Raw genomic sequence first — 23,369 nt, 5'->3', positions numbered from 1 at the left:
TGCCTGATGACCATAGCAAGTTGGTACCACTCCTTCCCATCCCGAACAGGACAGTGAAACGACTTTGCGCCGATGATAGTGCGGGTTCCCGTGTGAAAGTAGGTCATCGTCAGGCTCTTACAGCCCAGAAAACCCCAGTCAACCATGACTGGGGTTTTTTGCTTTGGGGCATCCAAAAACGTATCAAGTGCAGCGGACGGCTCAATGCGTTCCAGTTCAACAGCCCACCTAGTCCATCTCAGATTGATTGCGCCGACCAGGCGTGTGCAGCATCTCACAAGCCTTGCAGGCCTTGATCAGCATTGATATGCGCGGGGGTCGGGCTCAGCATTCGTTTGCCAGCGATTTGGGCGCATGTCGTTCAGGGATTGGATACGTCTATCCACCGTTCGGTGCGCGAAATCTCTGCACCCCGGCTTGGTCGAGAAAGCGCTCCAACTTCCCATCAATCCACAGATGGTGCAGATGCGCCAGTGCCTCACCCATGGCAAAAGTCATCTGATGGGTGTCCAGCTTGCGTTGAAAGAGAATCGGCAAGGTATCTGCAGCGCTCAAGGCACGATCATGGGCTGCTTGCAAGATCTCCGAGAGCCGTTCCCGGTGGTGGTCTTGCAATTGGGCAATGCGCGTGGCCAAGCCTATAAACGGCTTGCCATGCGAAGGGAGCACTAATGTGCTTTCCGGCAGGTCCAGATATCGCAACAGCGAAGTCAAGAACAACTGCAGTGGATTGGCTTCGGGCTCGCTGGCATGGACGCTAACATTGGTCGAGATGCGCGGTAGCACCATGTCCCCGCTGATCAAGGTGGTCAACTCAGCACAAAACAGCGCCATGTGCTCGGGCGCGTGTCCATAGCCGCTGATGCAACGCCACGCCCGGCCCCCGATGTCCAGCGTGTCTCCATCCATGATTCGGCGAAAGCGGGGTGGCAGTGCGGGCACGAGGGTCGGGAAATACGATGCGCGCCCACGTACATGGTCTAAAAAGGACGGGTCTTGCGCACCGTGCAGCGCGTAAAAGTCCGCCCCCGCTTCTCCGCCAAACCCTTGCGGGTCATAGACAGCGACCCGAGCCACGTTGTAGTCGGTGGCACTGATCCACAAGCGTACATCCCATCGCTCGCACAACCAATGGGCCAAGCCGATATGGTCTGGATGCATGTGGGTCACGATGACGCGCAAGATAGGCAAGCCACCCAGGCAGTTCACAAAAATCTGCTCCCACTGCTCACGGGTCGCAGCACTGTCGATGCAGCAGTCCACCACGGTCCACCCGTCCAGCATGACACCGCCAGCGCCCAGTTGTCGGTCGCGCAGCAGCCACAGATTGATGTGATCCAGTGCAAACGGAAGACCCACGCGAATCCAGTGGACTCCCGGCGCGATCTCGATGGAGCCGCCCTCGGAAGGGAGCGCGTCGCCCAGCGGGTAGTGGATCTGGTGTTCGAGTGGGTTCATGGCGAAGGTGTGATGGGTTAGCATTGACGTTAACGTAAACGTCATGCATTCGATGCATTGTAGGGAGCTGCCGCCACCGGGCTGTCTCCTGCGCGAAACCGATACTGCTGTGTGCAGCACCCACCATGGCCAATACTTACACCATCAGCGACCTTGCCAAAGAGTTCGATCTCACCACCCGGGCGATCCGTTTTTATGAAGACATGGGCTTGCTGCAGCCTGAGCGCACTGGATCTGCCGGACGCAACCGCGTGTACAGCGCACGCGACCGCACCCGGCTCCGCCTGACGCTGCGGGCCAAGCGCCTTGGCCTGTCACTGACGGAAGCCAAGGAGATCATTGACCGTTATGACAGCCCCCGTGATACGGGCGTTCAGCTGCGCAAATTCCTCGACGTGTTGGTGGTCCATCGCAAGCAGCTCGAAGAGCAGATGGCCGATTTGCAGGCCAACCTGGAAGAGGTGCGCGAGCACGAAGAAGAGGCGCGCTCGCTGCTGGCCAAGGTAGAAAAGCAAAATTGATTCATAATTGACGTTTACGTAAACGTAAATCAGGAGACTGTTGTGAGCACGCCCCCTTTTGAGCCGCGTTGCGCTGACTTTGCCGACCGCGTGCGCGACAGTTTTGCGCGCCAGGGCGCCATGCAGACCCTGGGCGCATCGCTGGGCCTTGTGGCGTCAGGTGCCGTGGACATCGAACTCCCTTGGGCGCTTGGGTTGACCCAGCAGCATGGATTTCTCCATGCGGGCATGGTGGCCACAGCGCTGGATTCGGCGTGTGGATATGCCGGTTTCACCCTGATGGCGGCCGACGCTGCCGTGCTCACCATCGAGTTCAAGATCAATTTGCTGGCCCCCGCCAAGGGCGAGCGATTTCGCATGGAAGGGCGGGTGCTGAAGCCCGGCCGCACCATCACCGTGTGCGAAGGCCGCGCTTTCGCCATCGACGGCAGGCAAGAAAAACTGATCGCCACCATGGGTTGCACCCTTATGGCGGTCACAGGACGCGACAACATCCAGGGCTGAATCCGGCCCATTTCCCTACCTTTTACGAGGAGACATCCCCCATGAGCATTCCCGCCAACCTTCCCGGCCTGAACTTCCAACTGGGCGAGGACATCGACGCCCTGCGCGACGCCGTGCGCGACTTCGCACAGGCTGAGATCGCCCCCCGCGCGGCGGAGATTGACCGCAATGACCAGTTCCCCATGGACCTGTGGCGCAAGATGGGCGACTTGGGCGTACTCGGCATCACGGTGCCCGAGCAATACGGCGGCGCAGCCATGGGCTACCTGGCCCACATGGTGGCCATGGAAGAAATCTCGCGCGCTAGCGCCTCGGTGGGCTTGTCTTATGGCGCCCACAGCAACCTGTGCGTGAACCAGATCAACCGCAACGGCAGCGAGGCACAAAAAGCCAAGTACCTGCCCAAGCTCATCAGCGGCGAACACGTGGGCGCGCTGGCCATGAGCGAACCCGGCGCGGGCTCCGACGTGATCAGCATGAAGCTCAAGGCCGAGGACAAGGGTGGCTACTACCTGCTCAATGGCAGCAAGATGTGGATCACCAACGGCCCTGATGCAGACACCCTGGTGGTGTATGCCAAGACCGAGCCTGAACTGGGCGCGCGCGGCGTGACCGCCTTCCTGATCGAGAAGGGAATGAAGGGCTTCTCGATCGCGCAGAAGCTCGACAAGCTGGGCATGCGCGGCAGCCATACGGGCGAGCTGGTGTTCCAGGACGTCGAGGTGCCCGCAGAGAACGTGCTCGGTGGCCTGAACCAGGGCGCGAAGGTGCTCATGAGTGGCCTGGACTACGAACGTGCGGTGCTGACCGGTGGCCCGCTGGGCATCATGCAGTCCGTGATGGACAACGTGATCCCTTACATTCACGACCGCAAGCAGTTCGGCCAGAGCATTGGCGAGTTCCAGCTCATCCAGGGCAAGGTGGCCGACATGTACACCGTGCTGCAGGCGGGGCGCTCGTTTGCCTACACGGTGGCCAAGAACCTCGATATGCTCGGCACCGACCATGTGCGCCAAGTGCGCAAGGATTGCGCCAGCGTGATCCTCTGGTGTGCCGAGAAAGCCACCTGGATGGCGGGCGAAGGCGTGCAGATTTATGGTGGCAACGGCTACATCAACGAATACCCGCTGGGCCGCCTCTGGCGCGATGCCAAGCTGTATGAGATTGGTGCGGGCACGAGCGAAATTCGTCGCATGCTGATCGGCCGTGAGCTGTTTGCTGAAACCTGCTGAGCTTCTATCTAATCATTGAGACCCAAGGACAACATGCCCTCCTCCATCGAAGACCTGTTTGTTCACAACCGCGCCTGGGCGGCCCAGATGGAGCGCGAGCGGCCCGGCTTCTTCACCAGCCTGCTGGCGCAGCAAAAGCCCAAGTACATGTGGATCGGTTGCTCCGACAGCCGGGTGCCTGCCAACCAGATCACCGGCCTGGAGCCCGGTGAAGTGTTTGTGCACCGCAATGTGGCCAACGTTGTGGTGCCTACCGACCTGAACTGCCTGTCGACTATCCAGTACGCGGTGGATCAGTTGCACATCGAGCACCTGATGGTGGTGGGGCACTACGGCTGTGGTGGCGTGCTGGCGGCGTTGGAGGGTACGCGCGTCGGTCTGGCCGACAACTGGATCCGGCATGTGCAGGATGTGCGCGACCGCCACCGTGACCTGATTGCCGCCACCGCCCCAGAGTGGCGCCATGACGTGTTGTGCGAACTCAATGCCATCGAGCAGGTCGTCAACATTGCCCAGACCACGGTGATGCTCGACGCCTGGGGCCGGGGCCAGAAGGTTACGCTGCACGGCTGGTGCTATGGGCTCAAGGATGGTCTCATCAACAACCTGCACATGTCCGTGGGTAGTACGGAAGGCCTGGACTCGCTGTACAAGGCCGCGATCGCCGGTGTGGCTGCCGTCAAAAGGCAATAGCCAACCACCGCATTACCGCAACGGCTGAGCACCCGCCATGTTCCCGCAACGGCTTGACGCTCCCCAGGCCTACGGCATTGCCAAGGCCATGATGGACGGCTTCAACCGGCACTACCGGTTGTTCCGCACCGAGTCCGCGCGGGCCAAGCACCGCTTTGAAACCGGCGACTGGCACGGCCAGCAGCGGGCCCAGCGCGAGCGTATCGAGTTCTACGACCTGCGCGTGAAAGAGTGTGTGCGCAGGTTAGAGAAAGAGTTCGAGGCGGGTGCACAGCCCATGGACGTGTGGCACCAGGTCAAGCTGCACTACATCGGCCTCTTGGTCAACCACCACCAGCCCGAACTGGCCGAGACCTTCTTCAACTCGGTCACCACCAAGATCCTGCACCGCACGCATTTCCACAACGACTTCATCTTTGTGCGGCCTGCGGTCAGCACCGAATACATCGAAAACGAAGAGCCCGCAGCGCGCCCCACCTACCGCGCCTATTACCCGTCGCGAGACACGCTGGGCGAGACCTTCCAGGTCATCATCGAGAACTTCCAGCTGCAGCGCGAGTTTGCGGACTTGGGCCGAGACACCGCCTGCGTGGTGGGCGCCATGCGCGGCCGGATCGACAAAGTGAGGCTGCGCGCCAACTTCCAGATCCAGGTGCTCACCAGCCTGTTCTTTCGCAACAAAGGCGCCTATGTCGTGGGCAAGATCATCAACGGCTTCAACGAAGTGCCGTTTGCGCTGCCCATCCTGCACGACGACAACGGCAGGCTGTTTATCGACGCGGCCCTGTTTGGCGAAGACGACATGCAGATGCTGTTCAGCTTCGCACGCGCCTACTTCATGGTGGACATGGAGGTGCCCAGCGCCTACGTGCAGTTCCTGCGCAGCCTCATGCCGCGCAAGCCGCGCGCCGAGATCTACAACGCCCTGGGCCTGGCCAAGCAGGGCAAGACGCTGTTCTACCGCGACTTTCTGTACCACCTGAAGCACTCCAGCGACCAGTTCCGCATCGCGCCCGGCATCAAGGGCATGGTCATGCTGGTGTTCGACCTGCCAAGCTTCCCGTTCGTCTTCAAGCTCATCAAGGACTACTTTCCGCACCAGAAGGAAACCACACGCGAGCAGGTCAAGGCCAAGTACCTGCTGGTCAAGCACCACGACCGCGTGGGCCGCATGGCCGACACGCTCGAGTACAGCGAAGTCGCCTTCCCGCGCAGCCGGTTCGACGATGCCCTCATTGCCGAGATCGAGAAGTTCGCGCCAAGCCAACTGGAAATCAGTGACCGCGATGGTGACGGCCAGACCGAGGTCATCATCAAGCACCTGTACATCGAGCGGCGCATGATTCCGCTCAACATCTACCTGCAGGAAGCCTTCGACACGGGCCTGTCCGACCCCCGAGCGCGCCAGCAGATGGAGCACAGCGTCATCGAATACGGCAATGCCATCAAGGACCTCGTGGCCGCCAACATCTTCCCGGGCGACATGCTCTGGAAGAACTTTGGCGTCACGCGCAACGGCAAGGTCGTGTTCTACGACTACGACGAAATCGAATACCTCACCGACTGCAACTTCCGCCGCGTGCCCACGCCGCGCAATGAAGAAGAGGAAATGAGCGGCGAGGTCTGGTACAGCGTCGGCCCGCGCGATGTGTTCCCTGAAACCTTCGGCCCCTTCCTGCTCGGCAACGATGCCGTGCGCGAGGTGTTCATGTTGCACCACGCCGACCTGCTCGATGCCGCCTTTTGGCAGTCACACCAGGAGCGCATCCGCGCGGGGCACATGTTTGACGTCTTTCCCTACGACACAGATCGGCGCTTTGCACAGGGCGCGTCGGCCCGTTCGCTCCTCTGATTCAACCCCTTCTTTCCATTCAAACCGTTAATAGGAGACCTTCACCATGTCTGCATCCACCCAAGACCCCATCGTCATCGTCGGCGCCGCACGCACCCCCATGGGCTCGCTGCAGGGCGACTTTTCCAGCCTGGCAGCCCACGACCTGGGTGGTGCGGCCATCAAAGCCGCCATGGAGCGTGCCGGTGTCTCGCCCGACGCAGTGGGCGAGGTGCTGTTCGGCAACTGCCTGATGGCCGGCCAGGGCCAGGCGCCCGCGCGCCAGGCAGCGTTCAAGGGTGGCCTGCCCAAGGGCGCGGGCGCCGTCACGCTCAGCAAGATGTGCGGCTCGGGCATGAAGGCCGCCATGATGGCGCACGACATGCTGCTGGCCGGCACGCACGACGTGATGGTGGCCGGCGGCATGGAGAGCATGACCAACGCCCCCTACCTGCTGCAAAAGGGCCGCGGCGGCTACCGCCTGGGCCACGACCGCATCTTCGACCACATGATGCTCGACGGCCTGGAAGACGCCTATGAGGCCGGCCGTTCCATGGGCACCTTTGGTGAAGACTGCGCCGCCAAGTACCAGTTCACGCGCGAGCAGCAGGACGCATTCGCCACGGCCAGCGTGCAGCGCGCCAAGGCGGCCACCGAATCGGGCGCGTTCGCGGCCGAGATCGTGCCCGTCACCGTCAAGACCCGCGCGGGCGAAACCGTGGTATCGGTGGACGAGGGCCCGGGCAAGGTCAAGCTCGAAAAAATCGCCACCTTGAAGCCCGCCTTCAAGAAGGACGGCACCATCACCGCCGCGTCCAGCTCCAGCATCAACGATGGCGCCGCCGCGCTGGTGATGATGCGCGAATCCACCGCGAAGAAGCTGGGTTGCAAGCCCCTGGCCCGTATCGTGAGCCACGCCACGCATGCGCAAGAGCCCGAGTGGTTCGCCACTGCCCCGTTGGGTGCCACGCAGAAGGCGCTGGCCAAGGCCGGCTGGCAGGTTGGGGATGTGCAGCTGTGGGAGATCAATGAAGCCTTCGCGGTGGTGCCCATGGCGCTGATGAAGGAGCTGGATCTGCCCCACGACAAGGTCAACGTGAACGGCGGCGCCTGCGCTTTGGGCCACCCCATCGGCGCCAGCGGTGCACGCATCATGGTGACGCTGATGTACGCGCTCAAGGCGCGCGGCCTGACCAAGGGCTTGGCCACGCTGTGCATCGGCGGCGGCGAGGCCACGGCCGTGGCGCTCGAACTGGTCTGACGATGGAGAGGGATGGGATGATTCCCATCTCTTCACAAGGACCGCGATGACCGCACCATCTCCCGAGATCACCACCTTCTGGCGTGAATTTGTCGATGCCCAGGCATCGCTCCAGGCCCAGCCTCTGCGCGAGCGGGTCGAGTCGGCCAATGTGCTCATCGAGCGTCACCTGAGCGGCCTGGCACTGGAGATGTCTGGCGGCGACAGCGATGCGGTGGTGGATCTCATCGTCACCGCCCACGGCAGCATCGACAACTTTCCGTTGCTGATGGAGGTGGTGGCTGCCGCACCCGCGCTGCAGAACTACCGGTTGCGAGCGTTTCGCGAGCGCACCTCGCAGCCCGACTTTCCCATCGGCATGGAGGGCTTTGAGCTGTCCACATCGGAGGTGCTGGTCGCCTGCGGACAGGACGATGGCCAGGCCGCGCTGGAGATCCGCTTTGGCCGCGAGATCCCCAGCGACTACCAGGACCACGCGCGCAACATGGCGTTCATCATGCTCGACCATGTTCTGGGCGAATACGACTTCGCCGTCAAGGTGGGCGCGGTGGATTTTGTGGAGGACGCCTCCGACCCGCTGGCACCCTGGGTGCCTCTGAGCCAGTTTGTGCCGGTGTTCGACCGCTATTGGGTGGACACCCTGGGCCGCACCAGCGACTTCCCTGCGGGCGAGCACGACTGGTCGGGCATGACCTTGTCGTTTGGCGGGCAGGACGATGAGGATGGCAGCGGTGACGAGGCTGAAGACAAGGCCATTGTCATGGTCAACCGCAGTGCCAACTCCGTGGCCATGCGCGCCGACCTGGCCTACGCGCTGACCCTGGACCTGGCCGTGGGCAACCGCGATCAGCTGGCCGCCGTGCAAGACCTGCAGGACCAGGCAGCCACGCTGCTCGCGCTGCCGCAGCTGGGCATCATGGCCTACACACTGACCCGCGCGGGGCGCCGCAAGGCCGTGTATTACGTGGGCGACAAGCAGCTGGCCATGCAGACGCTCGCACCTTTGCTGCTGCGCGACGAGGCTGAATCGCTGGAGCTGACCTTTGTGTTTGACCCCGCGTGGTCAGGCTATTTCGAGTTTGCCGTGCATTGCCCGTGAACTCTTTCAACCCCTTGCAGGCCACACCATGATCGAAACGCTCGAACAATTGCGCACCCTGTACGCAGCCCCCGGCGAGCGGGCCCTGCGCAAGCAACAACCGCAGCTGGATGGGCACTGCCAGCGCTTCATTGCCCTGTCGCCGTTCTGCGTGGTGGCCAGTGGTGGCGCCCATAGTGCTCTGCTCGACGCCTCGCCACGCGGCGGAGCGCTGGGGTTTGTAAAGTCGCCCGATCCCCACACCCTGCTGTTGCCCGATGCGGGCGGCAACAACCGGCTCGACACCCTGACCAACCTGCTGAGTGACCCGCGCATCGGCCTGCTGTTCATGATCCCGGGTGTGGATGAAACCCTGCGGGTGAATGGCACCGCACGCCTGCGCGACGAAGCGCTGTACACCGACTTCTTCACGGCCGAGCGCCAGCGCCCAAAGATAGTGATCGAAGTGCACGTCGCCGAGGCCTACCTGCACTGCTCCAAGGCCTTCATGCGCTCGCGGCTGTGGTCCGCCGATGCGCAGGTGGACCGCGCGCAACTGCCCACCATGGGCCAGATGATTCACGACCAGATGGGCCTTGCGACCGAGCCCGAGTCGCAAGTGGCGATGCTGCAGCGCTACCGCGCCCAACTGGCGCAAGAGCAGCAGCTGGGCGATGCATGAGTTGGATCACCCCCTGAGTCGCTTCGCGACTTCACCCCTCTCTCGCATTGCTGCGCAATGCGGGAGGGGGACGCCCCCAGCGCGGGGACGCTGGCCCCGGCCACGCCAGTTTTGTCGGCTGCGCATGGTGCGTTGCGCTTTTATGACCCAGAGGGAAGTGCGTGGTTATTCCTAAATTGATAGCTATTAGCGCTTTATAGATAAGCGCTAGAGCCCTATTTCATTCAAATTTTTACCCATGAAATCCATACTCGTCATTGGCGCATCGCGCGGCATTGGGCTGGAGCTGGTGCGCCAGTACACCGAGGCGGGCCGCCGCGTCATCGCTACCGTGCGCGACGCTGCGGGCAGCGAGCGGGTACAGGCCCTGGGCGCCGAGGTGTTGACCGTGGACGTGGCCAACCCTGCCAGCGTCAGCGGGCTGGCTTGGCAACTGGACGGCGAAAAGATCGAGACCGCCTGGTATGTGGCCGGTGTCATCCGCCGCCCCAATGCGCTCACGCCGCCCACCCAGCAGGACTTCGATGCCGTGATGCACACCAACGTGCTGGGCGCCATGCAGACACTGCCGCAGGTCGCGCCCCTGGTGGCCGACGCGCAGGGCGTGTTCGCTTTCTTGTCCTCGTCCATGTCGCAGATTGGCAGCGTTCCCAACAGCGGCTCCTGGCTGTACCGCACCAGCAAGGCGGCGCTGAACATGGCCATCGCATCCGCCCAACACGACTACCCGGACGCCACCCTCATCACCATCGATCCCGGCTGGGTGCAGACCGACATGGGCGGCGAAGGCGCTGCGCTGACCGTGCAGGACAGCGTGCGCGGCCTGCGCGCCACCGTGGCGGGCGTCACGGCCGCCGACAAAGGCCGCCTGCTGCACCACGACGGGCGCCGCGCCACGCACTGGTAGCCTGGCGGCTATCAGGCTGCCGGATCGATGCAAGATTTGGACTGGCGCCCGGTGGAGTGGATCCGCAAAATTGCGTGGCGCTGGCTGCCTGAAAACGGCTTCCTGCGCGGGCTGGCGAAAGAGAGGGCCAGCTCCATGCAACCCAACCGGGAGTCCAAAAATGTGTGATTGTCTTGCTACCCCGGCGGCGCTTGCGCCGTCCCGCCGCCGCCTTCTGGGCGGTGCCGCAGCCTTGGCTGCCTTGGCCTCCAGCGCCCGCGTGCTGGCTGCTGACACCCCTTTGCCCGACAACCGAATCGGCCCCGACGCAGCGCTTGCGCGGCTGGTGCAGGGCAATGCCCGCTACGTGGCGGGCCGTTCCACGCAGCGCGACTTTTCGGTGGGCCGGGTGGCGCGCACCACCGGGCAGCGGCCCTTTGCGGCCATCCTGAGCTGCGCGGATTCGCGTATTGCACCCGAGCTGGCGTTTGACCAGGGGCCCGGCGATCTGTTCGTGGTGCGGCTGGCGGGCAACTTCCTGAACGACGATGCGCTGGCCAGCATGGAATACGCGATCGAGGTTCTGCAGGTGCCGCTCATCCTCGTGCTCGGGCACAGCAACTGCGGCGCTGTTTCCGCCACCATCAAGGTGGTGCAGGAGGGCACCCAGCTGCCCGGCCATCTGCCGGGGCTGGTCAACGCCATCCGCCCGGCCGTCGAGGCGGCGCAGCGCCGCCAGCCCGCCAACTTGCTGGTGGCCGCCACCGAGCAGAACGTGCGGCTCAATGTGGCCCGGTTAACCACCTCCGAACCCCTCCTGGCCGGACGCATGGCCAGCGGCGCCATCCGCGCCGTGGGGGGCGTGTACGAGCTGTCCAGCGGCAAGGTCTCGCTGGTCTAGCCCCCGGGTACGCAGGAGCACGTAGTCCGCCCGCCGTTTGGTAAGCGCGCCCGCAGACGCGGGCAAAATTGCATGTTGACTCGCCGGTAGGTGCCTGGGCATCCAGAGCCTGCCGGCGCCGAACGATCCCAAGGAGACAACATGCTGCTGACCCAAGACCAGGAAATGATCCGCGACGCGGTGCGCGACTTTGCGCAAGAACAGCTGTGGCCCCACGCCGCGCGGTGGGACAAGGAACACCACTTCCCCAAAGAGGCGCACCAGGGCCTGGCTGCACTGGGTGCCTACGGCATCTGCGTGCCCGAAGAGTTCGGCGGTGCCAACCTGGACTACGTGACGCTGGCGCTGGTGCTGGAAGAAATCGCCGCCGGTGATGGTGGCACCAGCACGGCCATCAGCGTGACCAACTGCCCCGTCAACGCCATCCTCATGCGTTATGGCAATGCACAGCAAAAGCGCGACTGGCTCACGCCGCTGGCGCGCGGCGAAATGCTGGGCGCCTTCTGCCTGACCGAGCCGCATGTGGGTTCCGACGCCTCCGCACTGCGCACCACCGCCGTCAAGCAGGGCGACGAATATGTGATCAACGGCGTCAAGCAGTTCATCACCAGTGGCAAGAACGGCCATGTGGCCATCGTCATCGCCGTGACCGACAAGGGCGCGGGCAAGAAGGGCATGAGCGCCTTCCTCGTGCCCACCAACAACCCCGGCTACGTGGTCGCGCGGCTGGAAGACAAGCTGGGCCAGCACAGCAGCGACACGGCGCAGATCAACTTCGACAACTGCCGCATCCCGGCCGAGAACCTCATCGGCACCGAGGGCGAGGGCTACAAGATCGCCCTGGGCGCGCTCGAAGGCGGGCGCATCGGCATTGCCGCGCAGAGCGTGGGCATGGCGCGCAGCGCGTTTGATGCGGCGCTGGCGTATTCGAAGGAGCGCGAGAGCTTTGGCACCGCCATCTTCAACCACCAGGCCGTTGGCTTTCGCCTGGCCGACTGCGCCACGCAGATCGAAGCCGCGCGCCAGCTCATCTGGCACGCCGCCGCGCTGCGCGACGCAGGCCGCCCGTGCCTGAAGGAAGCCGCCATGGCCAAGCTGTTTGCCAGCGAAATGGCCGAGCGCGTGTGCAGCGCCGCCATCCAGACGCTGGGCGGCTACGGCGTGGTGAACGACTTCCCGGTGGAGCGCATCTACCGCGACGTGCGTGTGTGCCAGATCTACGAAGGCACGAGCGACGTGCAGAAGATCATCATCCAGCGCGCGCTGGCCTGAGCCAGCTCGGCGCCATTGTCGGCGCCGCGACTGCTGCCTCCGTGCGGTGGTGACGGTTGCGCTGTGAGTGGGGCCGCAGCAGATGCGCTCTCAGCCATGCCCTGGTCGCTACCCGACGTACTCCCAAGCGCTTCCACGCGCCGGCGTCAACACGCAACCCTCCCAAAGTAGGGGGTGTTTGGTGCGGGAAGATGCCAACATCGGCCCGATGAACTCCGAACGCGTGCTCTCCTGGGACACCCTGGCACCTGCCGCCCAGCTGCAGTTGTTGGGCAACAGCTTCATGCGGGTGCGCGACGGCTGCACTGTCGTGCCGCTGCTCGGGCTGCCGGGCTTGGCCTGGCTGTATTCGCTGGGCTTGTGGCCCCCTGGCATCACGCTGTGGTGGGGGGCGTCGTTGTTGCTGGTGGGGGCTGTGTGGGGCGTCTGGGGCCTGTGGCAGCGGGCCCTGAAGCAGCGCGACAGCCACGATGCGGCAACGCTGCTGGCCGTTTGGTTGCCTCGTGTGCAAGCGCTGGCTGCGTTGTACGGCGCGTTGGTGATGAGTTCTGCGGCCTCCGCTGGGCCCGACACGCCCTTTGAACTGCGCGTGGTGTTCATCTGTGGCTCCACGCTGGTGGTGTCGGCGCATGCCGCGCACCAGTCGGCGGCGCTGGTGGTTTTCAAGCGGTTCTTTTTCACCAGCTACGCGGTCAGCCTGTTGTCGGTGCCCTATGTGTTTCCCGATCACTGGCCGTACCTGTTGCCCATGCATCTGGCTTTTGGCGTGTTCTTTCGCAATGCGAGCATCAGCCATCAGTTCTTTCTGAGCAATGTGGACCTGACGGAGCGGTTCCGTGCCGCCAAGGGCGAGGCCGAGCAGGCGCTGGCCGTGAAGAACCAGTTCCTCGCCACCGCCAGCCACGACCTGCGCCAGCCCGTGCATGCCGTGGGGCTGCTGGCCGAATCCATCGCGCTGCGCAACCGGGACCCGGCGCTGGATGCCACGCTGCAGAACCTGCGCCAGGGCGTGCAGTCGCTGCAATGGATGTGCAATGCGCTGCTGGACCTGTCGCGCATCGAAGCGGGGGCCGTGCAGGCAAGGCCCCAGGCGGTGGCCCTGGCGCCGCTGCTGCGCGAAGTCGCCACGCTGCTGGGGGAATCTGCGCGCACCCGGGGCCTGGTGCTGCGCCTGCGCCCGCCACCGGCCAGCGCCCGGGTGCAGGCCGACCCGATGCTGCTGCGCCAGTGCGTGGTGAACCTGGTGCACAACGCGCTGCGGTACACGCAGCGTGGCGGCGTGCTGCTGGCTGTGCGCCGCCGCGCCGGGTACTGGCAGGTGGAGGTGTGGGACACCGGCCCCGGCGTTGCCGCCGAGGAGCGCGAGCGCATCTTCTCGCCCTTCACCCGCAGTGCCTCGGTGCGCGTGGCAGACGATGCAGGCTACGGCCTGGGCCTGGCTGTGGTGGCGCGCTGCGCCGAGCTGATGGATGCGCCCCTGGGCCTGGTGTCGCGCCTGGGGCGCGGCTCGCGGTTCTGGCTGCGGCTGCCGCCTGCCACGTCCAGCGCAGTGGTCGTTGCGCCAACGCCCGCCACCGTGGCGCGCCAGGGCGGCCTGCAGGGCCGCTGCCTGGTGGTGGAGGACGACCCGCAGGTGGCCGCAGGCTGGCAGCAACTGCTGCAGGACTGGGGCGTGCAGGTGCGCTGCGCGGCCGATGGTGCCGAGGCACTGGGTTGGCTGGAACAGGGCTTCACGCCGCAGGCCATCTTCTGCGACCAGCGTTTGCGCTCCGGCGAGAGTGGGTTCGCCTTGCTCCAGCGCCTGCAGGCACTGTGCCCTGACGCCGCGCTGGCCATGGTCAGCGGTGAATGGGATTCGCCCGCGCTGCGCCAGGCGGAAGAAGAGGGCTACCTGGTGCTGCGCAAGCCGGTGGCGCCGGAACAGCTGCACGCCTTGTTGCGGCAATGGCTACCTGATTCGTCTGAAGACTATAAAAAAAATAGCTGCTAGCGCTTATTGGTAAAGCGCTGAAGGTTGTTTTGATTGATTTTTCTGCGGGCCCAGCCACTGGGCCAGCACCGCGTGCAACTCCACGGGGCTCACCGGCTTGCGCAGTACCAGGTAGCCCTCGTCCTCGGCATCCTGCAAGGCGGGCGCGTTGTGCTCGCCGCTGACCATGGCGCCGCGTGCAGCGGGGCAGCGGGCCAGCAGGGCGCGCAGCACGTCAAAGCCGCTCTCGCCCGTGTGCAGCCGCTGGTCGCAGAAGATGGCATCCGGCTCGAACCCTTCGTCGAGCTGGGCATGTGCCTCGGCCGTGGTGGTGGCGTATGCCGCCGTCACGCCCCAGGCCTCCAGCATGGCGCGCCAGGCCTTGATCACCTGGCGGTCGTCGTCCAGTACTAGGCAGCGGCCTTGCAGCGGGCGCATTGCCGTCTCGTCGCGGTGCAAGGCCACCGGGTCGGGTGGCACGGCCGTCGTAGTAGCCGCAGCGGTGTGGGCCGGCAGCCGCAGCCAGAAGCATGAGCCCCGCCCCGCCTGCGACACCAGGCCGTGGGTGGCGCCCATCTGTTCGGCGCAGCGCGCCACCACGGCCAGCCCCAGGCCGTGTCCGGCGTCGTTCATCTGGTCCGCCCGCTCCCCTCGGTAGTAGGGGCTGAACACCCGGTACTGGTCCGCCACGGTGATGCCGACGCCGGTGTCCCGCACTTCCACCAGCCAGTCGCTGCCGCGCGCCCGCACGCTCACCAGCACCTTGCCTTGGGGCGTGTAGCGGATCGCGTTCTGCACCAGGTTGGCCAGTGCCTGGCGCAACAGCACCGGTTCAGCCCACACCGTGGCACCACCACGCGGCACCCACAGCCGCAGGGCCAGCCCGCCAAGGCTGGCTTGCTCACGGAACAGGCGCACCACGTCCGCGAGCAGCGCGTTCAGGTCCACCACGCCCTTGGCGCCCAGCGGCAGGCCGGATTCCAGGCGCGCCAGGTCCAGCAGCGCGTTGAACAGCTGGTTCATGGCCTGCATGCTGTTGCGCAGGTCGGCAACCAGGGGGCGAAGAACCGGGTCACCGTTGCGCAGGCTGATCGCCTCGACCATCAGCGACATGGCATGCACGGGCTGGCGCAGGTCGTGGCTGGCGGTGGCGAGGAACAGGTTCTTCTCGGCCAGCGCGCTTTCGGCCTGCCGCCGGGCTGCCGCCAAGGCCGCGTTGGCCGTGCGGGTGCGGCGGTATTGCCAGTAGCTGGCGCCCGCCGCCAGCAGGGCCAGCGCCACCGTGGCGGCCAGGCCGATCTGCTGCATGCGGCGCACACGCAGCTCGGCATCCTGCACCCGATTGGCCTGCGCCAGCTGCTCGATCTGGCGCTGCCGTTCAGCGCTGTCAAAGCGCTCCTGCAGCGCGGCCACGGCCTGGTCGCGCTCGGTGTGGAACAGCTCCTTGGCCAGCGCCTGCTGCTTGCGCGTGGTGGCCATGGCTTCGCGGTACAGGCCGGCTTGCTCGTACATGCGCGAGAGCTCGCCCAGCAGCTGCTCTTCCATGGGTAGGGAGCCTGCTTCATGCACAAACCGAATGCCCGCCTCCACCTCGTGCACGCCAGCCGCAATGCGGCCCTGGCCCATCAGCGCAAAGCCCAGGTTGGCCTGCGCCATTGCGGCCCCGTTCAGCTCGTGCGCGTCGCGGTACGCTGCCAGGGCCTCGCGCATCACGGGCTCGGCCGCGGCATAGGCCTTGCGCTGCAGCAGGACATCGCCCAGATTGTTCAGCGCCGTGGCCTGGAGCCCGGTGAGCCCGCCGGCGCGGGCGATCTGCAGGGACTGCCGGTAGGCGGCCGCGGCGGTGTCGAGGTTGCCCTGCACGTTTTCCACATTGCCACGGTGCAGGTGCAGCCAGCCCAGCGCCTGCTGGGCGCCCAGCTTTTCGGCCAGCGGCAGCGTCTCGCGAATGGTCTGCAGCGCGCGGTCGGGGTTCTTCATGTCGAAGTGCAGCAGCTCCAGGTGGGTGCGCGACCGCAGCTCGGATGTGGCTGCCTGGCGCGGCAGCGTGCGCGATAGTTCCAGGCTGCGCAGCAGGTGGGTCATCGCCGCTTCGAACTGGCCGTTGCTGCTGTGCAGGGCACCCAGCGTCAGGTGGTAGAGCCAGCGCACCCAGGGGTCGGGCACCTGCTCCGCCGCGCCCGCTTCGCGCGCCAGGGCGTCCAGCCCGGCGCGTGTTTTGCCCGCCACGGCCCATTGCCGGGCCTCGAAGCAGGTGGCCAGCACCTGCGTCGAGGCATCGCCGTGCGCAGCCGCAAGCGCTTTCAGTTGCGCTATGCCCTCGGTCACCACCGCAGCCTGCCCGGTCTCGAAGGCTGCGTCCGTCAGCGCCGCCAGGTAGGTGCGCCGGGTCGCGACATCGGCCGCGTTGGCAAAGCGGGTGGCGGCGGCCTGCAGCGCTTGCACGGCTTCGGCGCTGTTGCGTTGCGACAGGGTCTGCAGCCGGTCCAGCTCTGCCAGGTCCGGGTTCGGTACCTGTGCCCCTGCGGGCAGTGCCGTCTGCAGGCACAAGGCCGCGACCAGCACCACGGCCCGGACGAGGCGCATCAGGACAGCTCCAGCCGCCGCCCACGCAGCAGGGTGATGGCCTCGATTCGCGTGCGCACCCGCAGCCGCTCCAGGATGCCCGTCACGTGCTCCTTCACGGTGCTCTCGGCAATGTCCAGCTGCAAGGCGATGCGCTTGTTGGGCAGCCCCTGCAGCACCAGCGCGAGGATCTGGCCCTGGCGGGTGGACAACCCCAGCTCGGCCGGGGTCACCGGCAGATCGCGGCTGCGCGGCGGCTGGCTGCCCTGCAGGCCCGGCTCAAACCAGACCAGCCCACTCAGCAAGGCTTCCACCGCCAGACCAAAGGTCTCAGGCGCTGCTTGTTTGTGAATGAAGCCCTGTGCGCCTGCCTGCCGGGCCTGCTCCATCACGGCGGGGTCATCGTCGCCGCTGATCACGGCGATGGGCATCCCGGGGCAGTGGCTGCGCACCTGGGCGATCAGGCCCACCGCAGCGCCTTCCGCCAGCCAGAAGTCGATGAGCGCGATGGCCGATGTGCCCCGCATGTCCACCCGGCGCAGAAGGTCGTCCGCCCCTGCGGCCTCTACCACCTCCATCTGCGGCAGGCGTGCGCGCAGGAACTCGGCCATGCCGTGCGCCACGAGCGGATGGTCGTCCAGGATGAGCGCGTAAGGGGAAGTGGGGACCATGTAGTGGGAGAGGGTGGCTGCGCCTTGCGGCGCAGGCGCGCTGACAGCGCGGAGGTAGGGCAAATTCTGCCAAGTGTTGAGCAGGATGGACGGCGCGCAAACCCTACCAGGGTAGGGTTCCGTACCGCAGGAGGTGCTGCACAGAATCCGCCCTTCATTCACGATCAAGAGGTTTCTGTTCATGACACGACAAGCAAGCGCAACGGGTGCTGGGCGCACTGGGCACTCCGTACGGCCCCTCTTCCGCTGGGCCCCCCTGGGCTTGGCGGCCGCCTTGCTGGTGGGTTGTGGCGGTAGTGACGATGACAACAATGGCACGCCGCCGCCTACCGCAGGCGCGTTCAGCATTGGCGGTGTGGTCACGGGCCTGGGCGCTGGCAAGACGGTGACGCTGCAAAACACCGGCAAGGACGACCTGACGATCAATGCCAACGGCAACTTCGTCTTCGTGACGCGCCTGGACAGTGGCATTGCCTATGCCGTCACCGTCAAGACCCAGCCCAGCGGCCAGCGATGCACGGTGACCCAGGGCACGGGCACCGCTACCGCCAACGTCAGCAACGTGCAGGTGCGCTGTGAGAACCTGGCGGCCGCCACCTATACGGTTGGCGGCTCAGTGACTGGTCTGGCGGGTGGCACGTTGGTGCTGCAGAACAACGGGGGCGACGACCTCTCGGTCTCCAGCAACGGCGGCTTCACGTTCGGCACTGCGCTGGCCGGCGGCACGGGCTATGCGGTCACCGTGCGCACGCAGCCTTCCGGCCAGAGCTGCACGGTGCGCAATGGCACCGGCAGCGTGGTCTCTGCCAACGTGGGCTCGGTGGAGGTGAGCTGCGGCACGGTGGTGGCCTTGCCCGAAGGCGACTGGAAGCAGGAGCTGTGCGTAGTGGTGCGGCCCGGCACCTGGGGCCGCTCGCTGTGGCGCATCACCCGCCAGGGGGACAATCGCGTGGCGGGACAGATCGGTGTGGCCACCTATGCTGACGCCAACTGCACGGGCGCTGGCACGGTGGCAGGCCCTCTGACCGGTGTGGGCAATGTGGCGTTCGACCGTAACGGCAGCACGGCTACTCTGACCGCGTTCTGGGGCTTGTGGACCCAGCCGTCAGGCCTGACATCGCGTGCCGTCTGGGCCCGCAAGGGGAGCCGCCTGTGCATCTTTGGCGACCAGATACCCACGGCCTTCCCAACGGCGGTCAGTGTGGAGAGCTACGTGGACACCGTTCTGCCCAACAAGACCTGCTACACGCAAAACTGAGCCTAGGACAACGCCGTGCTTTGCAATTGCGCCAGCGTCACGAACTCCAGCGCGCGCGCATGTGTGCATTCCAGGATCACGGGAGGCGCCACACCCGCCTCGTAGGCCTCCTTCCAGCGCAAGACGCACAGGCACCAACGGTTGTTGGGCTGCAGCCCTGCAAAGCGGGACTCGGGCCGGGGGGTGATGAGGTCGTTGCCCCGCGACAGCGAAAAGTCCAGAAACGCCTGTGTCATGCGTGCGCAGATCACGTGGGTGCCGTGGTCTTGCTCGTCGGTGTTGCAGCAGCCGTCGCGGTAGTAGCCGGTCAGTGGGTCGTAGGAGCAGGGCATCAGCAAGGTGCCCAGAACGTTCAGTGCAGTCATATCGGGTCGCGTAAGTCGCGTGGGTTGTGAGGGGCGGTGAGTGGGCAGACCGTTGGCGTGGGCGCGGGGCGGGTCAGCCAACCTCGCCACGACGGCGCAGCACTACGGTGATCTGCCCGTTGGTCTCGATGGTGGCGCGTTCCACTTCGTGCGCGTGCAGGCAGCCGCCTGCGCGCAGTGCGGCCTCCACGTCGTCGCGGGTCAGCAGCTCCTTGCGCATCAGCGCCTGGTTCAGTTCGCCCTGCTGGATCAGCACCTGGGCCTTGCCGTCCACCCAGCGCCCGATGCGCGGGAAGTGGAACGCCAACCGCGCCAGCGCCACATGCAGCAGCATGAGCGTGCTGGCCGAGATCAGCCCGCCCACCAGCGAGTTGTCGCCAGCGTTCATCGAGTTCTGCACCGCGTTCGACAGGATCAGCAACAGGATCAGGTCAAACGGCTCGTACTGCCCCGTCTGCCGCTTGCCCGACAGGCGCATGAACACCAGCAAGAACAGGTACACCACCACGCCGCGCAGCACAAACTCCCACCACGGCACGCTCATTTGCCACATTGCAAGGTTCCTTGTTGGATGCTTGGGTGGGGGCAGTCTACGGCCTGCGGCTTGCCCCTCATTCGCTGAGCGAAAATCCCGCCAATTCCCCGCACGGCTCCGGCACAGTGCGCCACTCACTGCAGTGGTGGCCGAGTGGGCATCATCTGCCGTCCCCCACCGAAAGTACCGCACCATGCAACGCCGCCAATTTCACCAAACCAGCCTCGTGGCTGCCCTGCTGTGCGCCACCGGCCAGCGGGCCTGGGCCCTGTCGCTGGGTGACCTTACCAATGCCGATGCCGCCAGCGGCCTCAAAGCCGCGCTGGGCCAGGGCGCCCAGGCGGCGGTCGCCCTGCTGGGGCGGCCTGACGGGTTTCTGGGCAACCCCCAGGTGCGCATCGGCCTGCCGGGCTCCCTGGACGACGCCGCCAAGGTCATGAAGTCGCTGGGCCAGGGGCGGCGCATCGACGAGCTGGTCACCTCCATCAACCGCGCCGCCGAAGCCGCCGTGCCCATGGGCAAAGACCTGCTGGTGGGCGCCGTGCAGAAGATGACGGTGACCGATGCCAAGAACATCCTGACCGGCGGCAGCACCTCGGTCACCGCCTTTTTTGCCGACAAGACGCGCACGCCGCTCTCCGAACGCTTCCTGCCCGTGGTGAACCAGGCCACCGAAAAAGTCGGCCTGACCCAGAAGTACAACGCCTTTGCGGGCAAGGCAGCGAGCTTTGGCCTGCTCAAACCCGAGGAGGCCAACCTTGCGCAGTACGTCACCGGCAAGACGCTCGACGGCCTGTACTTCATGATCGGCGAGGAAGAGCGCCGCATCCGTCAGAACCCGGCCGGTGCAGGCAGCGCCATCGCCCGCAAGGTCTTTGGTGCGCTGAGATGAAGCTCCCCCTGAGTCGCTTCGCGCCATCCCCCTCTCTCGCTGCGCGGGAGGGGGACGCACCCAGTGGCCTGGCAAAGCCAGTTCCACGGGTGCACTCGCCTCGCGCAGCGCCCGTTTCCATCGGTGGGGCGCGCGCATCGCCTGCGTGCCTTCCTGCACCCGTCCATGAACCATAACGACCCCTGCCCCTGCGGCCGTACCCAAGCCGCACCCGGCAAAAGCGCCAAGGCTGCGGCCTTGTCCTATGGGGACTGCTGCGGCCGCTACCTCGACCACTGGGACGACGCAGCCGCGCCCGACGCCGAGAGCCTCATGCGGTCACGCTACACCGCCTTTGTCCTCGAACGTGGCGACTACCTGCAGGCCACCTGGCACCCCGGCACCCGGCCAGCGGACCTCGATTTCGACCCCGGCACGAAGTGGCTGGGTCTGGAAGTGCGCAGCCACCGCAGCACGGGCGAAGACCGCGCCGAGGTGGAGTTTGTCGCGCGCTACCGCGTGGGCGGCCGCGCCGTGCGCCTGCACGAGACCAGCCGCTTCGTGCGCGAAGACGGGTGCTGGTTCTATGTGGATGGCGATATCCACTCCTGAAAATTTAATAAAAATGACCTCCAGCGCTTTACCGATAAGCGCGAGCAGCTATGAAATTTGAAGCAATCTTGTTTGACTGCGATGGTGTGCTGGTCGACAGCGAACCCATCACCAACGGCGTGCTGCGCGACATGCTCAACGAAGCGGGCTGGGCCCTGAGCGCCGACGAATGCATGCGCATCTTTATCGGCAAAACGGTGCGCAGCGAGGCCGCCCGCATCGAGGCCCACACCGGCCGCCCGCTGACCGATGCGTGGATGGCCGACTTCTATGCACGGCGCAATGCCGAGCTGGACCAGCGCCTCACGGCCATCGAACACATCCACGGAACCATCGAAAGGGTGCACGCCCACCACGGCGGGCGCATTGCCTGCGCCTCGGGTGCCGACCGGCACAAGGTCGAGATGCAGCTGGCCAAGGTGGGGCTCACGCCGTACTTTGCCGGGCGGGTGTTCAGCGGCCACGAGATGCCCGCCACCAAGCCCGCGCCCGACGTCTATCTGGCGGCGGCTGCGGCCCTGCAGGTGGCGCCCGGGCGCTGCGCCGTGGTGGAAGACACCGTTACGGGCGTGACCGCTGGCGTGGCCGCAGGCGCCACGGTATTTGCCTATGCGCCGCTGGACGATGGCGAGCCCCTGCGTGCCGCAGGCGCAGCGCAGGTGTTTCGCAGCATGGCCGAGTTGCCTGCGCTGTTGGGCTGCTGACACAGGCAAGAAGATTCCCAACAGCCCTGTAACCATGGGAGAAGCGCAATGCCGGGACAACGCATGAAGCAGTGGATGCGGCGATGCGCCGTGGTGGCGGCCCTGGCCCTGCTGGCGGGCTGCTCGTCGGTGCGGCCCTGGATCAACGAACCCCTGAAGCCCGAAGACCAGTCCATCCCCGAGCGCAAGTCCGAGCGCGACCCTACCATCCTGGTGGCCGTCACGCTCTCGGGCGGCGGCGCAAGGGCGGCCGCCTTCGGCTTTGGCGTGCTGACCGAAATGCAGGCCACGCGGTTTGACTGGAACGGGCGCCCCACCACGCTGCTCGACGCCACCGATGTGATCAGCGGCGTCTCGGGCGGCAGCATCGTGGCCGCTTACCTGGCGGCACACGGCATCGAGGGGCTGCCCCGCTTCGAGCAGGACTTTCTGCGCCAGAACTTCCAGAACAGCCTCATCACCCAAGCCCTGCGCCCCGGCAACCTGGTGGACCTGACCTCGCCCTGGTTCGGCCGCACGCACCTGCTCGCGCGGCGGCTGGACGAGCTGTATGGCGGGCGCACCTTTGGCGATGTGGCGCGGCGCCCGCGCCACCCCCAGCTGTTCATCACCGCCACCGACATGTCGTTGGGCACCGGCTTTGAATTCACGTGGGACCAGTTCGCGCTGATCTGCTCCGACCTGCGCAAGGTGCCGCTGTCGTTCGCGGTGGCGGCATCGTCCGCCGTACCGCTGCTGCTGAGCCCCGTCACCCTCAAGAACTACGCCGACCAGTGCCCCCAGTACCAGACCGTGTCCCGCGCTGCCACCCTGGCCGCGGGCGGCGACTACCGCGCGCGCCTGTACCGCGCGCATGAGTTGAGCTATCTGGACGCGCAGCGCCGCCCCTACATACACTTGGTGGATGGCGGCCTGGCTGACAACCTGGGCGTGCAGCGTCTGCTCGACCGGGCCCTGGCCGGTGGCGGACTGCGCGAAACCTTCAGCGAAGTGGGCATCCCCCCCGGCACCATCCGCAAGCTGGTGCTCGTCACCGTCAACGCCGAGCGCGACCCATCCGAGAACATCGACATGAGCGACAAGGTGCCCAACATGGCCCAGGTGGTGGACTCGCTGCTGTTTGGCACCGGCGCCCGCGCCACGCGCGAGACGCAGGAGTTCTTGCGCGACATCACCCAGCAGTGGCGCCAGTCGCTGGCGGCGGGCCCCACCGGCAGCAGCGATGCCTTTGCGCCCGGTGCCGAGGTCCATGTCATTTCCGTCAACCTGCGCGATGCCCACGACGACGTGGCGCGCCGCCGCCTGCTGCAGGTGCCCACGGCGTTCTCCATCACGTCGGAAGAAGTCACAGACCTCATCGAGGCAGGTGGCAGCGTGCTGCGCCACTCGCCGGAGTTCCGCGCACTGGTGCAGTCGCTGGCGCGGCAGGCTCCGACGACACCTTCACCCACGCCCGGACCTGCATCTACACCAGCGAAGTCCGAGTAGCCGCGTGAGCCC

At 65.7% G+C, this 23,369-nt stretch carries 22 protein-coding genes and 1 rRNA gene; 18 read left to right on the top strand and 5 right to left on the bottom strand.

Going from position 1 to position 23,369, the window contains the following annotated elements:
- Positions 1–2 precede the first annotated feature (2 nt).
- Positions 3–115: ribosomal RNA gene (rrf, locus tag NFX52_RS06890) — 5S ribosomal RNA — on the top strand.
- 263 nt (positions 116–378) lie between these two features.
- Here rrf and NFX52_RS06885 read toward each other — a convergent pair.
- Complete coding sequence (locus NFX52_RS06885; RefSeq protein ID WP_055393094.1) at positions 379–1,458, bottom strand: MBL fold metallo-hydrolase; 1,080 nt, start codon at positions 1,456–1,458, stop codon at positions 379–381.
- 125 nt (positions 1,459–1,583) lie between these two features.
- Between NFX52_RS06885 and NFX52_RS06880 the strand changes: the two genes are divergently transcribed.
- From NFX52_RS06880 to NFX52_RS06825, 12 genes are all read left to right on the top strand, one after another.
- On the top strand, positions 1,584–1,979 hold the full coding sequence (locus tag NFX52_RS06880) for a MerR family transcriptional regulator (RefSeq protein WP_055392982.1): 396 nt from the start codon (positions 1,584–1,586) through the stop codon (positions 1,977–1,979).
- 42 nt (positions 1,980–2,021) lie between these two features.
- The gene (locus NFX52_RS06875) at positions 2,022–2,483 is read left to right on the top strand and encodes a PaaI family thioesterase (RefSeq protein WP_055392983.1); all 462 of its coding nucleotides are present in this window, start codon (positions 2,022–2,024) and stop codon (positions 2,481–2,483) included.
- A 41-nt stretch (positions 2,484–2,524) separates the two neighbouring features.
- Entirely contained in the window at positions 2,525–3,715 is a 1,191-nt protein-coding gene (locus tag NFX52_RS06870) for an isovaleryl-CoA dehydrogenase (protein WP_055392986.1), read from the top strand.
- Positions 3,716–3,748: 33 nt separating this feature from the next.
- On the top strand, positions 3,749–4,408 hold the full coding sequence (can, locus tag NFX52_RS06865; protein WP_121421267.1) for a carbonate dehydratase: 660 nt from the start codon (positions 3,749–3,751) through the stop codon (positions 4,406–4,408).
- Between the two features lie 37 nt (positions 4,409–4,445).
- The gene (gene aceK, locus NFX52_RS06860) at positions 4,446–6,260 is read left to right on the top strand and encodes a bifunctional isocitrate dehydrogenase kinase/phosphatase (RefSeq protein WP_055392990.1); all 1,815 of its coding nucleotides are present in this window, start codon (positions 4,446–4,448) and stop codon (positions 6,258–6,260) included.
- Positions 6,261–6,306: 46 nt separating this feature from the next.
- Entirely contained in the window at positions 6,307–7,500 is a 1,194-nt protein-coding gene (locus NFX52_RS06855; protein WP_055392992.1) for an acetyl-CoA C-acyltransferase, read from the top strand.
- Positions 7,501–7,546: 46 nt separating this feature from the next.
- The gene (locus NFX52_RS06850) at positions 7,547–8,599 is read left to right on the top strand and encodes a hypothetical protein (RefSeq protein WP_055392994.1); all 1,053 of its coding nucleotides are present in this window, start codon (positions 7,547–7,549) and stop codon (positions 8,597–8,599) included.
- A 28-nt stretch (positions 8,600–8,627) separates the two neighbouring features.
- The gene (locus NFX52_RS06845; RefSeq protein WP_055392996.1) at positions 8,628–9,260 is read left to right on the top strand and encodes a pyridoxamine 5'-phosphate oxidase family protein; all 633 of its coding nucleotides are present in this window, start codon (positions 8,628–8,630) and stop codon (positions 9,258–9,260) included.
- 238 nt (positions 9,261–9,498) lie between these two features.
- Complete coding sequence (locus NFX52_RS06840) at positions 9,499–10,167, top strand: SDR family oxidoreductase (protein ID WP_055392998.1); 669 nt, start codon at positions 9,499–9,501, stop codon at positions 10,165–10,167.
- 160 nt (positions 10,168–10,327) lie between these two features.
- Positions 10,328–11,047 carry a carbonic anhydrase gene (locus NFX52_RS06835; RefSeq protein WP_055393000.1) on the top strand — a complete coding sequence of 240 codons (720 nt, stop codon included), beginning with the start codon at positions 10,328–10,330 and terminating at the stop codon, positions 11,045–11,047.
- A gap of 141 nt (positions 11,048–11,188) precedes the next feature.
- A complete protein-coding gene (locus NFX52_RS06830) occupies positions 11,189–12,319 on the top strand; it encodes an acyl-CoA dehydrogenase family protein (RefSeq protein ID WP_055393003.1) in 1,131 nt (376 codons plus the stop codon).
- A gap of 208 nt (positions 12,320–12,527) precedes the next feature.
- A complete protein-coding gene (locus NFX52_RS06825; protein ID WP_055393006.1) occupies positions 12,528–14,309 on the top strand; it encodes an ATP-binding response regulator in 1,782 nt (593 codons plus the stop codon).
- A gap of 3 nt (positions 14,310–14,312) precedes the next feature.
- Here the strand turns inward: NFX52_RS06825 and NFX52_RS06820 are convergent, their stop codons facing one another.
- Both NFX52_RS06820 and NFX52_RS06815 read right to left on the bottom strand, forming a co-directional pair.
- Positions 14,313–16,874 carry an ATP-binding protein gene (locus tag NFX52_RS06820; protein WP_055393008.1) on the bottom strand — a complete coding sequence of 854 codons (2,562 nt, stop codon included), beginning with the start codon at positions 16,872–16,874 and terminating at the stop codon, positions 14,313–14,315.
- Positions 16,874–17,524 carry a LuxR C-terminal-related transcriptional regulator gene (locus NFX52_RS06815; protein WP_055393095.1) on the bottom strand — a complete coding sequence of 217 codons (651 nt, stop codon included), beginning with the start codon at positions 17,522–17,524 and terminating at the stop codon, positions 16,874–16,876. Before NFX52_RS06815 ends, NFX52_RS06820 begins: the two co-directional genes overlap by 1 nt.
- Positions 17,525–17,705: 181 nt before the next feature.
- Here NFX52_RS06815 and NFX52_RS06810 point away from each other — a divergent pair, with 181 nt between their 5' ends.
- Positions 17,706–18,782 carry a hypothetical protein gene (locus NFX52_RS06810; RefSeq protein WP_055393010.1) on the top strand — a complete coding sequence of 359 codons (1,077 nt, stop codon included), beginning with the start codon at positions 17,706–17,708 and terminating at the stop codon, positions 18,780–18,782.
- Between the two features lie 2 nt (positions 18,783–18,784).
- Here NFX52_RS06810 and NFX52_RS06805 read toward each other — a convergent pair whose 3' ends face one another.
- Together NFX52_RS06805 and NFX52_RS06800 are read right to left on the bottom strand one after the other, a co-directional pair.
- Complete coding sequence (locus NFX52_RS06805; protein WP_055393012.1) at positions 18,785–19,147, bottom strand: DUF2237 family protein; 363 nt, start codon at positions 19,145–19,147, stop codon at positions 18,785–18,787.
- A 73-nt stretch (positions 19,148–19,220) separates the two neighbouring features.
- A complete protein-coding gene (locus NFX52_RS06800) occupies positions 19,221–19,700 on the bottom strand; it encodes a DUF421 domain-containing protein (RefSeq protein ID WP_055393014.1) in 480 nt (159 codons plus the stop codon).
- Positions 19,701–19,875: 175 nt separating this feature from the next.
- Between NFX52_RS06800 and NFX52_RS06795 the strand changes: the two genes are divergently transcribed.
- The 4 genes from NFX52_RS06795 (at position 19,876) to NFX52_RS06780 (ending at position 23,357) form a co-directional block, all read left to right on the top strand.
- Positions 19,876–20,574, top strand: coding sequence for a DUF4197 domain-containing protein (locus tag NFX52_RS06795; RefSeq protein WP_055393096.1), 699 nt, complete (start codon positions 19,876–19,878; stop codon positions 20,572–20,574).
- 165 nt (positions 20,575–20,739) lie between these two features.
- Positions 20,740–21,165, top strand: coding sequence for a YchJ family protein (locus NFX52_RS06790; protein ID WP_055393016.1), 426 nt, complete (start codon positions 20,740–20,742; stop codon positions 21,163–21,165).
- A 50-nt stretch (positions 21,166–21,215) separates the two neighbouring features.
- A complete protein-coding gene (locus tag NFX52_RS06785) occupies positions 21,216–21,869 on the top strand; it encodes an HAD family hydrolase (RefSeq protein ID WP_055393018.1) in 654 nt (217 codons plus the stop codon).
- A gap of 48 nt (positions 21,870–21,917) precedes the next feature.
- A complete protein-coding gene (locus NFX52_RS06780) occupies positions 21,918–23,357 on the top strand; it encodes a patatin-like phospholipase family protein (RefSeq protein ID WP_238385441.1) in 1,440 nt (479 codons plus the stop codon).
- Positions 23,358–23,369 lie beyond the last annotated feature (12 nt).

Source organism: Acidovorax facilis (assembly GCF_023913775.1).
Lineage (GTDB): Bacteria > Pseudomonadota > Gammaproteobacteria > Burkholderiales > Burkholderiaceae_C > Acidovorax > Acidovorax facilis.
This window is presented reverse-complemented; position numbering and strand designations above follow the sequence as displayed.